Source organism: Acidovorax sp. SDU_ACID1, from assembly GCF_045291395.1.
In the GTDB taxonomy this organism is placed as follows: domain Bacteria; phylum Pseudomonadota; class Gammaproteobacteria; order Burkholderiales; family Burkholderiaceae_C; genus MR-S7.
In genome coordinates, this window is record NZ_CP152342.1 from 4,148,266 (window position 1) to 4,161,086 (window position 12,821).

Here is a 12,821-nt window from a genome sequence, read left to right on the forward strand (position 1 = left end):
GAAAAAGAAGCCCGGCGGGACCGGGCGGGAAAGCCCTGGGCATGCGTGGCATGCCAAGGCCCCGCTCAGGGAGGTAAAGCGGGGGGCGGCGTGCCGCCCGGGGGCAATCTAGCACCCGATCCCCGCCAGCGCAAGGCTGCGGCATGGCATATGGCGCACAATTTGCCCATGCATCTGTCCAGCCCCACCCCTTTCCCCGCCAACCGCCCGCGCCGCCTGCGCCGCGACGCATACACCCGCAACCTGGTGCGCGAGACCGTGCTCACGCCGCACGACCTCATCTACCCCGTGTTCGTGCACGAAGGCACCAACCTGCGCGTGCCCGTGCCCTCCATGCCCGGCGTGGAGCGCCTGAGCCTGGACCTGCTGCTGCCCGTGGCCGAGGAGTGCGTGAAGCTGGGCATCCCCGTGCTGGCGCTGTTTCCCTCGATCGACACGGCGCTGAAGACGCCCGACGGCAAGGAGGCGCTGAACCCCGACGGCCTCGTGCCGCGCGTGGTGCGCAAGCTCAAGGCCGAGTTCCCCGGCCTGGGCGTGCTGACCGACGTGGCGCTGGACCCCTACACCAGCCACGGCCAGGACGGCCTGCTCGACGACACCGGCTACATCCTGAACGACGAGACGGTCGAAGTCCTCGTGGGCCAGGCCCTGGCGCATGCCGACGCGGGCGTGGACATGGTGGCGCCCAGCGACATGATGGACGGGCGCATCGGCGCGATCCGAGAGGCGCTGGAAGCGCACGGCCACATCCACACGCGCATCATGGCCTACAGCGCCAAGTACGCCAGCGCCTTCTACGGCCCGTTCCGCGACGCCGTGGGCTCCAGCGCCAACCTGGGCGCCAGCAACAAGAACGTCTACCAGATGGACCCGGCCAACACCGACGAGGCGCTGCGCGAGGTGGCGCTGGACCTGGCCGAAGGCGCCGACATGGTCATGGTCAAGCCCGGCATGCCCTACCTGGACGTGGTGCGCCGCGTGAAGGACGAGTTCCGCGTGCCCACCTTCGCCTACCAGGTCAGCGGCGAATACGCCATGCTCAAGGCCGCCGCGGCAAACGGCTGGCTCGACCACGACAAGGTGATGATGGAGTCGCTGCTGGCCTTCAAGCGCGCGGGCGCCGACGGCGTGCTGACCTATTTCGCGCTCGACGCCGCGCGCCTTCTGCTCTCAAAATAAGAGCTGCTTGCGCTTGATGGAAAAGCGCTGGAGGCCGATTTGACTGGAAACCCGCCGCAGCCAATCCGCGTCTTCCTCCTGCAGCCCGGCGCCCTGGCGCAGGAGCTGCAGGCCCTGCCCGCGCAGCCGCCCGCCCAGGGCTTCTACTGGATCGCCTGCACGCGCGCGGCCTTCAGCGCCGAGCTGCCGCGCCTGCAGGCCGCGCTGCAGGCGGCGGCCGGGCAGCAGCTGGTGGACCTGCACGTGTCCGACCTGCTCAACCCGCAGCTGCCCTCGCACTACGACTACACCTCGCAGTACGACCTGCTGGTGGTGCGCCGCCTGGGCACCGCGCAGGAAAGCGCCGCCGCCCCGCTGGCGGCCGCGGCCGCGCGTGGCGGCCCGCCGGTGCTGCGGCGCATCGACACCAGCCCCGTGGGCTTCGCCGTGTTCGACCAGGTGCTGCTCTCCGTGCACCCCGGAGACTGCACCGTGCGCGACGCCTACGCCGCCCGCCTGGCCGCGCCCCCGCCCGCCGCGGCGCCCGCCACCACCCCGGCCGAGGCCGTGGTGCGCGACCTGCGCAGCGGCCCCGTGGCCGGCACGCGCCTGCCCGCCAGCCCCGCCGACCTGATGCTGCGCGTGGCCGGCCACATCGTGGACAACTACCTGGACCTGCGCCGCGAGCTCTCGCGCCAGCTCGACCACTGGCAGTCCGAGCTGCTCAAGCCCGGCACCCGCTTCACCAACTGGGGCGCGCTGCTCGACGCGCGCCTTACCCTGCACCAGCTCGACGAGATCTGCGAGGACCAGCGCGCCGCCATCCAGGCCTGGAGCGAGGCGCTGGACACCTGGGCCGCGCCCGGCGGCAACGCGCAGGCCGCGCGCGAGCTGGACCTGCTCAAGGTACGCAGCCGCGACGTGCTGGAGCACATCGAGCGCGTGGTGCACCACGTGCGCCGCCTGGAGCAAAGCACCGAGGCCGTGCTGCAGATGCATTTCTCCGTGCAGAGCAACCGCACCAACGACATCATGCGCACCCTCACGGCGCTCACCGCCGTGTTCCTGCCGCTGAACCTGATCGCCGGCATCTTCGGCATGAACTTCGAGTTCATCCCCTTCGTGCACCAGGAGGAAGGCTTCTGGTGGGCCATGGGCAGCATGACCTTGATCGCCGTGGCGCTCACGGCCTTCTTCTGGCGCAAGCGCTACCTGACGCGCACGGGACGGGGCTGAGACCCTTTTCACGGCAGGGATTCAATCCTTGTCCTGGCAAATAATTGCCTAGGCAATTATTGTTGCGCCCTATGAAAACGCCGGATGAAGAAGACACCCTGGCCGGCGACGGCCTGTGCCCGCTGTCGGACCCGTCGCTGCCCGTTCCGTTCGAGGTGGAGCAAAGCCTCGGCTTCCAGTTGCGCCGCATCGCCACGCTGCTGGGCGCCGAGGTGGACCGCCGCATGGAGCCCCTGGGCCTGACCGACGCACAGTGGAAGCCCCTGCTGCGCCTGCTGCTCGACCCGCCCGGCACGGCCGCGGCGCTGGCGCGCGTGTGCCACCTGGACGCCGGCGGCCTCACGCGCCTGCTCGACCGACTGGAGGCCAAGGGTCTGTGCCAGCGCGAACGCTCGCAGGAAGACCGGCGCGTGGTGAACATCGCCCTCACGCCCGAGGGCCGCGCCGTGGCCGAGCAACTCCCCGCCATCCTGGCCGGCGTGCAGCGCGAGCTGCTCGCGGGCTTCGACGAGGCGGAAGAAGCGCGACTGCGCGACTTCCTCGCCCGCATCTACGCCAACACCCGCGCCATGCCCGGCTCCTGAATTTCCCCGTCCTCCGAGAGAACCACAACATGAAGAACCACCTCTCCCCCGACCCCGCCGCCGCACCGTCCGCCGTCGCACCACCCGGCTCCGCGCTGCTCTACGCCGCCACGCTGGCCGTGGCGCTGCTGGCGCTGCCCGCGCTCACGGGCTGCGCCGACACGGGCGGTATCGCCCCGCAGGCCCGGCTGCGCGACACGGCCACGCTCGTCGCGCCCGGCGCGCCCGACGTGGCCGTCGCCCCCGACTGGTGGCGCGCCTTCGGCGACGCGCAGCTCGACGCGCTGGTGCAGCAGGCGCTGGACGGCAACCCCGGCCTGCGCCAGGCCCAGGCGCGCATCGCCCGCGCCGAGGCCTTCACCCACGCCGCGCGCGCCGCGCTCGGCCCGCAGGTCAACGCCAGCACGGATCTCATGCGCCAGCGCTACAGCGAGAACGGCCCCTACCCGCCCGGCCAAGCGGGCAGCGTCCTGAGCATCGACACGGCGCGCCTGTCGGGCAGTTGGGAGATCGACTTCTTCGGCAAGAACCGCGCCGCGCTCGAATCGGCCCTGGGCACGGCCCGCGCCGCGCGCGCCGATGCCGATGCCGCACGCCTGCTGCTCGCGGCCAACGTGGTGCACGCCTACCTGCAGCTCGCGCGGCTGCAGGAGCAATTGCAGGTGGCCGAGCGCACGCTGGCCCAGCGCGGGGAAATGCTGCGCCTCGTACGGCAGCGCGTGAGCGCCGGCCTGGACACGCGGCTGGAGCTGCGCCAGAGCGAGGGCGCGCTGCCCGAGGCGCGCCAGCAGATCGAGGCCCTGCGCGAGCAGGCCGCCCTCACGCGCAACGCACTGGGCGCGTTGATTGCAGAGCCAAAAACGGCTCTGGCGCTTACCCCGAAAGCGCTGGAAGCTATCAAATCAGAAGCAATACCGGCCGCCCTGCCCGCCGACCTGCTGGGCCGCCGCCCCGACGTGGCCGCCGCGCGCTGGCGCGTGGAAGCAGCGACGCAGGACGTGGCCGTGGCGCGCGCGCAGTTCTATCCGAACGTGAGCCTGACGGCCTTCGTGGGCCTGGCCAGCATGGGGCTGGATCGCTTTATCGAGGGCGGCAGCCGCGAATGGGGCGTGGGCCCGGCGCTGCGCCTGCCCATCTTCGACGCGGGCCGCCTGCGCGCCAACCTGGCGGGCAAGTCGGCCGACCTGGACGCGGCGGTGGAGAGCTACAACGCCGCGCTGCTGGACGCCGTGCGCGACACGGCCGACCAACTCGCCTCCAGCGCCTCGGTCGAGCGCCAGATCGCCGAGCAGCGCCAGGCCGGCGAGGCGGCCGAATCCGCCTACGCCATCGCCCGCAAGCGCTACGAGGCCGGCCTCGGCAGCTACCTGCAGGTGCTCTCGGCCGAAACGCAGGTGCTGGCCCAGCGCCGCCAGGCCGTCGATCTGGCCGCGCGCCGCCTCGACACCCAGGCCGCCGTGATGCGCGCCCTGGGCGGCGGCTACGCCGCGAGCTGATCCCCCTTCCCCTACACACCCGCCTTCACCATGAACGCACCGCAATCCCCCTCCCCGGCCGCGCCCAAGCCCAACCGCCGCAAGGCTCTGTTGACCCTCGCCGGCGTGGTCGTGCTCACCGGCGCCGCCTGGGGCCTGTACGACTGGCTGGTCGCCAGCCACTACGAGAGCACCGACAACGCCTACGTGCAGGGCAACGTGATCCAGATCACCCCGCAGACCGGCGGCACGGTGACGGCCATCCTGGCCGACGACACCGACCTGGTGCGCGCCGGCTCGCCGCTGGTGCAACTCGACCCGGCCGACGCGCGCGTGGCCCTGCAGCAGGCCGAGGCCGCGCTGGCGCAGGCCGTGCGCCAGGCGCGCCAGCTCTACACCAACAACGGCGCGCTCACCGCCCAGGTGCGCCTGCGCGAGGCCGACGTGGCGCGCGCCCAGTCCGACATCGCCCGCGCGCAGGACGACCTGCGCCGCCGCCAGATGCTGACGGGCGACGGCGCCGTCTCCAAGGAAGAACTCAACCACGCGCAGAGCCAGCTCGACACCGCGCGCACCCAGCTCGCGGCGGCGCAGGCCGGCGTGGCGGCGGCGCGCGAGCAGCTCGCCAGCAACCAGTCGCTCACGCAGGGCGTGGCCGTGCAGGAGCACCCCAGCGTGCTGGCCGCCGCCGCCAAGGTGCGCGAGGCCTACCTGGCCGACCGCCGCACCGCCCTGCCCGCGCCGGTGGATGGCTACGTCGCCAAGCGCAGCGTGCAGCTCGGCCAGCGCGTGGCGGCTGGCACGCCGCTGCTGTCCATCGTGCCGCTGCACGGGGTGTGGGTGGACGCGAACTTCAAGGAGAACCAGTTGCGCCACCTGCGCCTGGGCCAGCCCGCGAAGCTCACGGCCGACCTGTACGGCAAGAAGGTCGAATACACCGGCACCGTGGCGGGCCTGGGCGTGGGCACGGGATCGGCCTTCGCGCTGCTGCCCGCGCAGAACGCCACGGGCAACTGGATCAAGGTGGTGCAGCGCGTGCCGGTGCGCATCGCGCTCGACGCCGCGCAACTCGAACAGCACCCGCTGCGCGTGGGCCTGTCGATGGAAGTCGAGGTGGACACGAAGGAGCGCGGCGGCGCATCGCTGGCCGAGGCCCCGCGCAAGGAGGCCGTGGCGCAGACCACCGTGTACGCATCGCTCGACGAGGGCGCCGACGCTGACGTGGCCCGCATCATCACGGCCAACCTCAAGCCCTGAGCATGAGCGCGCACACTCCGCCCCCGCCGCTCACCGGCAGCGCGCGCACCTGGGGCACGCTGGCCCTGTCGGCCGCCACGTTCATGAACGTGCTCGACACGTCCATCGCCAACGTGTCGCTGCCCGCCATCGCGGGCGACCTGGGCGTGAGCCCCACGCAGGGCACCTGGGTCATCACCAGCTTCGCGGTGGCCAACGCCATCGCCGTGCCGCTCACGGGCTGGCTGTCGCAGCGCTTCGGACAGGTGCGGCTGTTCGTGGCCAGCGTCACGCTGTTCGTGATCGCGTCGCTCTTGTGCGGCCTGGCACCGAACATGACGCTGCTGATCGCCTTCCGCGCGCTGCAGGGCTTCGTCGCGGGGCCGATGATCCCGCTGTCGCAGGCGCTGCTGCTCTCCAGCTACCCGCGCGCGCTCGCGGGGCTGGCGATGGCGATGTGGTCCATGACCACGCTGATCGCGCCCGTCACCGGGCCGCTGCTGGGCGGCTGGATCACCGACAACATGGCCTGGCCGTGGATCTTCTACATCAACGTTCCCGTGGGCATCGCCGCCGTGGTGGTCACCTGGGGCATCTTCCACAAGCGCGAGACGGTGCGCCGTGCCCTGCCCATCGACTGCATCGGCCTGGCGCTGCTGGTGATCTGGGTGGGCGCGATGCAGATCATGCTGGACATCGGCAAGGAGCACGACTGGTTCGAGTCGCCCTGGGTCGTGGCCTGCGCGCTGGTGGCGGCCATCGGCTTCGTGGCCTTCCTGATCTGGGAGCGCGGCGACGACCATCCCGTGGTCGATCTCACGCTGTTCAGGAACCGCAACTTCTGGGCCGGCTCGCTCGCCACCGCCGTGGGCTACGGCCTGTTCTTCGGCAACGTGGTGCTGCTGCCGCTGTGGCTGCAGCAGTACATGGGCTACACCGCCACGCAGGCCGGCGAGGTGATGGCGCCCGTGGGCCTGCTGGCGCTGGTGCTCTCGCCCTGGGTGGGCAAGAACATCGGCAAGAGCGACCCGCGCCGCTTCGCCACCTTCGCATTCCTGGTGTTCGCGCTGGTGCTGTGGATGCGCTCGAACTTCAACACCCAGGCGGATCTGGCGACCATCATGGTGCCCACCATCGTGCAGGGCATCTCCATGGCGTTCTTCTTCATTCCGCTGGTGACGATCACGCTCTCGGAGATTCCGCCAGAGCGCATTCCCGCCGCCTCGGGCCTGTCGAACTTCATGCGCATCACCGCCGGCGCGGTGGGCACGTCCATCGCCACCACGCTGTGGGAGCGCCGCGCCACGCTGCACCACGCCCAGCTCACCGAAGGGCTCACCCAGGGCAACGCCGCCTTCACCCAGGCGCTGCAGGGCCTCCAGGCCGGCGGCCTCACGCCCCAGCAGGCACTGGCGCAGGTGGAACGCATGCTGAACCAGCAGGCCTTCATGCTCGCGGCCAACGACATCTTCTACGTGTCGGCCGTGCTGTTCATGCTGCTGATCCCGCTGGTCTGGCTGGCCCATGCGCCGCGTGCCTCGGCGGGCAGCGCAGATGCGGCGGCAGGGGCCCATTGACTCCTGAAAAGAGAGCTGCTTGCGCTTGTCCAATAAGCGCTGGAGGCCGTTTTGGCTATGAAACCTGCATGAACGCATGGATCGTGCGCCCCCGGCTGTCCACCGCCACGGTGACGGGGAAGTCCACCAGCTCGAACTCGTGGATCGCCTCCATCCCCAGGTCTTCGAAGGCCAGCACGCGCGCGGCGCGGATGGCCCGGGACAGCAGGTAGGCCGCGCCGCCCGTGGCGCTCAGGTAGGCGCCGCCGTGGCGGGCGATGGCCGCGATGGCGTCCGGGCCGCGCTCGGCCTTGCCGATCATGGCCAGCAGCCCCGCCTGCGCCATCAAGGGCTCGACGAAGCGGTCCATGCGCGTGGCCGTGGTCGGCCCCGCGGGGCCCACGGCCTCGTCGCCCACGGCATCGACCGGGCCCACGTAGTAGACGACGCGCCCACGCAAGTCCACCGGCAGCGGCTCGCCACGCGCGAGCAGATCCACCAGGCGCTTGTGCGCGGCGTCGCGCGCGGTGAGCACGCGGCCTGACAGCAGCAGCGTCTGGCCGATGCGCCACTGGCGTACCGCATCGGCGCCGAGGCGGTCGAGATCCACGCGCACGGCACCGGGCATGTCGAAGCGGTCGGCGATGCCGTCCCACAGGTCGGACGAAGGCTCCTCAATCCGTGCCGGCCCGCTGCCATCGAGCGTGAAGCGCACGTACCGCGCGGCGGCGCAGTTGGGCACCAGCGCCACGGGAATCGTGGCCGCATGGCAGGGCGCCGTGCGCAGCTTCACGTCCAGCACGGCGCTGGTGCCGCCCAGGCCCTGCGCGCCGATGCCCAGCGCATTCGCGCGCTCGCAGACCTGCAGCCGCAGCGCTTCTTCGGCGTTCCGGGCGCCGCGCGCCTGCAGCAGGTCCATGTCGATGGGGTCGAACAGCGAGAGCTTGGCCAGCAGCATCGCCTGCTCGGGCGTGCCGCCGATGCCGATACCCAGCGTGCCGGGCGGGCACCAGCCGGCGCCCATGCCGGGCAGCTGCGCGATGACCCAGTCGGCCACGCTGTCGCTGGGCTCCAGCGTGGCGAAGCGCGCCTTCACGTCGCCGCCGCCGCCCTTGGCGACGACCAGCACCTCCAGCGCATCGCCCTCCACGATCTCGCAGTGCACGACGGCGGGCGTGTTGTCCCGCGTGTTGAGCCGCCGGCCCAGCGGGTCGGAGACCATGGTGGCGCGCAGCGGGTTGACCGGGTCGCGGTAGGCGCGGCGCACGCCCTCGTCGGCCATGGCCTGCAGGCTCCAGGGCGACGCGCCATCGCGGCGGAAGAACCGCACGCCGCAGCCCACGCGCAGGAACACCTGGCCCACGCCGGTGTCCTGGCACACGGGCCGCCGCCCCAGGGCCGAAAGGCGGCTGTTCACGAGCAACTGCTCGATGGCCGCGCGCGCCGGCGCGTGGGTCTCGGCGGCCAGCGCCCGGCGCAGCGCGCGCACGAAGTCGGGCGGGTGGTGGTGGCTTACGAACTGGAAGGCCCGGGCCAGGCTGTCCGCCAGGTCTTCCTGGGCGATGCGTGTCATGGCGGTCAGTCGAGCTGGATCTTGGCGTCCGCCACTACCTTGCGCCAGCGCTCGACTTCCGCGGCCGTGTGCCTGGCCAGCGCGTCGGGGGCGTACTGCGCCTCGGGCAGGAGGTGGATGCCCTGGGCGGCCATGCGCTCGGTCCAGGCCTTGTCGGCCAGGGCCTTCAGGTAGGCCTGGTGCATTTTCTGCACGATGTCCTTGGCCGTGCCCTTGGGGGCGTACAGGCCGTACCAGGTGGCGGCCTCGAAGCCCGGAAGGGTCTTGTCCGCCAGCGGGGGCACGCCGGGGTATTGCTGCGGCATGGCGGTGAGCGAGGTCAGCGCGATGGCGTTGAGGCGCCCGCCCTGCACCTGGGGCAGCGCGGTGTTGCTCTGGTCGAACATGGCATCGACCTGGCCGCCGATCAGGTCGTTGATGGCGGGCGCGGCGCCCTTGTAGGCCACCTGCGTGACGTCGATGCCGGCCCGGGCGGCGAACAGCGCGGCGATCAGGTGCGAGGTGGAGCCCACGCCGGCGTTGCTGAAGTTGATCTTGCCCGGCTGCGCCTTGGCCGCGGCCACCAGGTCGCCGGCGTTCTTGTAGGGGGAGTTCTTGCCCACCAGCATCACCAGCGGCGTGTCGGGGAAGCGGAACACGGCCTCGAAGTCCTTGACCGGGTCGTAGCTCAGTTTCTTGTAGAGTGCCGGGCCCGCGCCCATGTAACCCATGTGCCCCACCAGGAAGGTGTAGCCGTCCGCGGGCGCCTTGGCGGCCTTGGCCGCGCCGATGGTGCCGCCCGCGCCGGGGGTGTTCTCGATGATGACGGGCTGACCCAGCTGCCGGCTGACCTTGTCCGCGATGTCGCGCGCCATGGCGTCCGTGGGGCCGCCGGCGGCGAAGGGCACGATCCAGGTCACGTTCTTGGTGGGCCACGCCTGGGCGTGGGTGAGCGGGGATGCGGCGAGCAGTGCGATGGCGCCAAGGGTTTTGAGGAATTTCATGCGTGTCTCCTGGGTGGTTGGGGGATCAATGGGTCTTGGCCGATGTCTCGATCGCGCGATCCACCATCACCGTGGCCAGGCCCAGGTAGTTCGCGGGATCGGTCAGACGGTCGATGGCGGCGCGGTCGAAGTGCGCGGTGACGGCGGGCAGGGCCGCCAGGGCCTCGGCCAGGGTGCCGCCGTGCTCGTTGACGGTGCGGCAGGCGTCGTAGACCACGTCGTGCGCCTGCTGGCGCCCCATGGCGGAGGCCAGGCCCATCATCACGGCCTCGGCCACGATCAAGCCGCGGCTGATTCCCAGGTTGCGGCGCATCTGGTCGGTGTCCACGATCAGCCCGCCCAGGGCGAACTTGGCCTGGTGCAGCGCCCCGGCGGCGAGGATGAAGCTCTCGGGGATGGCGACCCATTCGGCATGCCACGGGCCGGTGGCGCGCTCGAAGTCCTGCACCATGGCATCCACCATCAGGCCGGCGTGCTGGCGCACGGCCTTGGCGGCGGCCAGCATCAGCTCGCTGGAGATGGGGTTGCGCTTCTGCGGCATGGTGCTGCTGGCGCCCCGGCCCTTGACGAAGGGCTCGTAGACCTCGGCGAACTCGGTCGAGGCCATGATCATGATGTCCAGCGCGATCTTGCCGAGCGAGCCCGTCACCAGCGCCAGCAGGTTCACCGCCTCGGCGAAGCCGTCGCGCGCCACGTGCCAGGTGGTGGCCGGCACGGCCAGGCCCAGCTCCTCGGCCAGCGCCTGCTGCACCTCCAGCCCCTTGTCGCCCAGCGATGCCAGCGTGCCCGCCGCGCCCGCGAATTCCACGCACAGCACGCGCTCGCGCAGCTGGGCCAGGCGCTGCTGGTGGCGATCGAACATGGCCAGCCAGATCGCCACCTTGTAGCCGAAGGTCACGGGCAGCGCCTGCTGCAGGTGGGTGCGGCCGGCCATGGGCGTGTCGCGGTGCTTCTTCGCCAGGCCGGCCAGGATGGCGCGCAGCGCGCGGATGTCGGCCTCCACGATGTCCAGCGCATCGCGCACCTGCAGCACGTTGGCCGTGTCCATGATGTCCTGCGTGGTGGCGCCCCAGTGCACGTAGCGGCCCGCGTCGCCGCACATGGCCACCAGCTGGTGCACCAGCGGCAGGATGGGGTAGCCGACAATGTCGGTTTCGTGGCGCATGTGGTCGAAGTCGATGCGCTCCAGGCGCGACTCGCGGGCGATGGCCTCGGCCGCCTCGGCGGGGATCACGCCGCAGCGCGCCTCGGCGCGCGCCAGGGCCACTTCCACCTCGATGTAGCGGGAGATCAGGCGGTGGTCGGAGAACACCTCGCGCATGGCGGACGTGCCGAAGGCGTCGCGGAACAGGATGGAATCGATGACGGTGCTGGAGATGGGGCTGAAGGACATGGGAGCGGCTTGGAGTGAGTGGACATACATCGAACATATAGATATGTTCGAACAAATCAACTGTAGATATGTTCGAACAATCAAGAATCAGGAATAACCCTGAGCCGTTGCCGCACGCCATGAACAAGACCACCTACGCCGACCTGGCCCGCGACCTGGCCGAGGCCATCACGGCCGGCACCTATCCCGTGGGTTCTCTGCTGCCCACCGAATTCGAGCTGTGCGAGACGCACGGCCTGAGCCGCTATGCGGTGCGCAAGGCGCTGGACGAGCTGCAGGAACTGGGGCTGATCTCCCGGCGCAAGAACGTGGGCACGCGCGTGGAGGCCACGCGGCCGGCGGCGGGGTTCACGCAGTCCATCGCCACGGTGGACGAACTGGCCCAGTTCGGCGCCCGGCACGTGCGCGTCGTCCGCGGCTCCGAACGGCTGGTGGCCGACCTGGCGCTGGCCCGGGAGCTGGACTGCCCCGGCGGCACGCGCTGGCTGCACATCTCCAGTCTGCGCATGGAAGACGCCACGCCTACGGCCCGCCCCATCTGCTGGACCGACGTGTACGTGGACGCAGCATTCGGCGACATCGACGCGCTGGTGCGCGAGTCGCCCGAAACCCTGATCAGCTCCCTGATCGAGGCGCGCTACGGGCGCGCCATCACGCGCATCCGCCAGGAAGTGGATGCCATCCTCATGCCCCCCGGGCTGGCCGGCGAGCTGCAGGCGGAAGCGGGCTCGCCCGCGCTGCGCATCACGCGGCGCTATTACGACGCGGCGGGGGAGCTGCTGGAGATTTCACGCTCCACCCACCCCGCCAGCCGCTTCACCTTCTCGATGGAGATGAGCCGCAGCCGGGAATAGGTGGCGGCGCCGCCGCGCTGGCGGCGCCGGTGCGGCCTGGAGCGTCAGGCCAGGTGCTGGTCCAGGAAGGCCAGCGTGCGGTCGCGCGCCGCCATGGCGGCGGCCTCGTCGTAGCTGCCGCGGTGGTCGCAGTTGAAACCGTGGTCCGCGGCGTACAGGTGCACCTGCACTTCGGGATGGGCGCGCGCGAAGGCCTGCACGCCGTCCACGGGGATGAAGTGGTCGCGCTCGCCGAAGTGCGCCAGCACCGGCACGCGCGGCTGGCGGGCGGCCTCATCGGCCGTGGTCATGCCGCCGCCGTAGTAGGGCACGGCGGCCGACAGGCCCTCCAGCAGGCAGGCCGCGCGCCACGCGAGCAGGCCGCCCCAGCAAAAGCCCACCACGCCCACCTTGCGGCCGCTGGCCTGGGCGGAGTGGTCGATGGCGGCCTGGATGTCGGCCAGCACGCCCGGCGCGGGCAGGGCCTCCACGGCGGCCTTGAGTTCGCGGCCCGTGCGCATGTCCTCGTCGCCATAGCCCAGGTCCACGTCCGGGCGCACGCGCGCGAACGTGGCGGGCGCCACCGCGAGGTAGCCGCGCGCGGCCAGGCGGTCGGCCACCGCGCGGATGTGGGCGTTGACGCCGAAGATTTCCTGCAGCACCACCACCGCGCCGCGCGGCGCGGCATCGGGGCGCGCCTCCCAGGCCGGCAGCGTGAAACCGTCGGCCGAGGTGAGGTGGATCCATTGGCCCATGGCAGCTCCTTTCCTGTTCAAATGCGCGATTCTTGCAGG

11 protein-coding genes are annotated in these 12,821 nt (G+C 71.2%); 7 read left to right on the forward strand and 4 right to left on the reverse strand.

The features are described 5' to 3' along the window. Positions 1–168 precede the first annotated feature (168 nt). The 6 genes from hemB (at position 169) to AAG689_RS20410 (ending at position 7,266) form a co-directional block, all read left to right on the forward strand. A complete protein-coding gene (gene hemB, locus AAG689_RS20385; protein ID WP_406623506.1) occupies positions 169–1,179 on the forward strand; it encodes a porphobilinogen synthase in 1,011 nt (336 codons plus the stop codon). A gap of 39 nt (positions 1,180–1,218) precedes the next feature. After that, positions 1,219–2,394: a magnesium transporter CorA family protein gene (locus AAG689_RS20390; RefSeq protein WP_406623507.1), complete on the forward strand. Its 1,176-nt coding sequence runs from the start codon at positions 1,219–1,221 to the stop codon at positions 2,392–2,394. Positions 2,395–2,465: 71 nt separating this feature from the next. Next, positions 2,466–2,978: a MarR family winged helix-turn-helix transcriptional regulator gene (locus AAG689_RS20395; protein ID WP_406623508.1), complete on the forward strand. Its 513-nt coding sequence runs from the start codon at positions 2,466–2,468 to the stop codon at positions 2,976–2,978. Between the two features lie 29 nt (positions 2,979–3,007). Continuing rightward, positions 3,008–4,474, forward strand: coding sequence for an efflux transporter outer membrane subunit (locus tag AAG689_RS20400; protein WP_406623509.1), 1,467 nt, complete (start codon positions 3,008–3,010; stop codon positions 4,472–4,474). Between the two features lie 30 nt (positions 4,475–4,504). After that, positions 4,505–5,710, forward strand: a complete 1,206-nt coding sequence (locus AAG689_RS20405; protein ID WP_406623510.1) for an efflux RND transporter periplasmic adaptor subunit — start codon at positions 4,505–4,507, stop codon at positions 5,708–5,710. Between the two features lie 2 nt (positions 5,711–5,712). Beyond that, on the forward strand, positions 5,713–7,266 hold the full coding sequence (locus AAG689_RS20410; protein ID WP_406623511.1) for a DHA2 family efflux MFS transporter permease subunit: 1,554 nt from the start codon (positions 5,713–5,715) through the stop codon (positions 7,264–7,266). A 55-nt stretch (positions 7,267–7,321) separates the two neighbouring features. On the opposite strand, the gene AAG689_RS20415 is transcribed toward AAG689_RS20410, so the two are convergent. The 3 genes from AAG689_RS20415 to pcaB are packed head-to-tail and all read right to left on the reverse strand — an operon-like array spanning position 7,322 to position 11,194. Then, positions 7,322–8,818 (reverse strand): fumarate hydratase, encoded by a 1,497-nt coding sequence (locus AAG689_RS20415; protein ID WP_406623512.1) that lies wholly within the window; start codon positions 8,816–8,818, stop codon positions 7,322–7,324. 5 nt (positions 8,819–8,823) lie between these two features. Beyond that, positions 8,824–9,801 (reverse strand): Bug family tripartite tricarboxylate transporter substrate binding protein, encoded by a 978-nt coding sequence (locus AAG689_RS20420; protein WP_406623513.1) that lies wholly within the window; start codon positions 9,799–9,801, stop codon positions 8,824–8,826. A 25-nt stretch (positions 9,802–9,826) separates the two neighbouring features. Beyond that, positions 9,827–11,194: a 3-carboxy-cis,cis-muconate cycloisomerase gene (gene pcaB, locus AAG689_RS20425; RefSeq protein ID WP_406623514.1), complete on the reverse strand. Its 1,368-nt coding sequence runs from the start codon at positions 11,192–11,194 to the stop codon at positions 9,827–9,829. A 119-nt stretch (positions 11,195–11,313) separates the two neighbouring features. On the opposite strand from pcaB, the gene AAG689_RS20430 reads away from it, so the two are divergent. Continuing rightward, positions 11,314–12,048 carry a GntR family transcriptional regulator gene (locus AAG689_RS20430; protein ID WP_406623515.1) on the forward strand — a complete coding sequence of 245 codons (735 nt, stop codon included), beginning with the start codon at positions 11,314–11,316 and terminating at the stop codon, positions 12,046–12,048. A 44-nt stretch (positions 12,049–12,092) separates the two neighbouring features. On the opposite strand, the gene AAG689_RS20435 is transcribed toward AAG689_RS20430, so the two are convergent. Next, a complete protein-coding gene (locus tag AAG689_RS20435; RefSeq protein WP_406623516.1) occupies positions 12,093–12,782 on the reverse strand; it encodes a dienelactone hydrolase family protein in 690 nt (229 codons plus the stop codon). Positions 12,783–12,821 lie beyond the last annotated feature (39 nt).

Bases quoted from the DNA above. Each gene is read 5' to 3' on its own strand.
- hemB (WP_406623506.1), top strand. From the start codon at position 169: ATGCATCTGTCCAGCCCCACCCCTTTCCCCGCCAACCGCCCGCGCCGC.
- AAG689_RS20395 (WP_406623508.1), top strand. From the start codon at position 2,466: ATGAAAACGCCGGATGAAGAAGACACCCTGGCCGGCGACGGCCTGTGC.
- AAG689_RS20400 (WP_406623509.1), top strand. From the start codon at position 3,008: ATGAAGAACCACCTCTCCCCCGACCCCGCCGCCGCACCGTCCGCCGTC.
- AAG689_RS20405 (WP_406623510.1), top strand. From the start codon at position 4,505: ATGAACGCACCGCAATCCCCCTCCCCGGCCGCGCCCAAGCCCAACCGC.
- AAG689_RS20410 (WP_406623511.1), top strand. From the start codon at position 5,713: ATGAGCGCGCACACTCCGCCCCCGCCGCTCACCGGCAGCGCGCGCACC.
- AAG689_RS20415 (WP_406623512.1), bottom strand. From the start codon at position 8,818: ATGACACGCATCGCCCAGGAAGACCTGGCGGACAGCCTGGCCCGGGCC.
- AAG689_RS20420 (WP_406623513.1), bottom strand. From the start codon at position 9,801: ATGAAATTCCTCAAAACCCTTGGCGCCATCGCACTGCTCGCCGCATCC.
- pcaB (WP_406623514.1), bottom strand. From the start codon at position 11,194: ATGTCCTTCAGCCCCATCTCCAGCACCGTCATCGATTCCATCCTGTTC.
- AAG689_RS20430 (WP_406623515.1), top strand. From the start codon at position 11,314: ATGAACAAGACCACCTACGCCGACCTGGCCCGCGACCTGGCCGAGGCC.
- AAG689_RS20435 (WP_406623516.1), bottom strand. From the start codon at position 12,782: ATGGGCCAATGGATCCACCTCACCTCGGCCGACGGTTTCACGCTGCCG.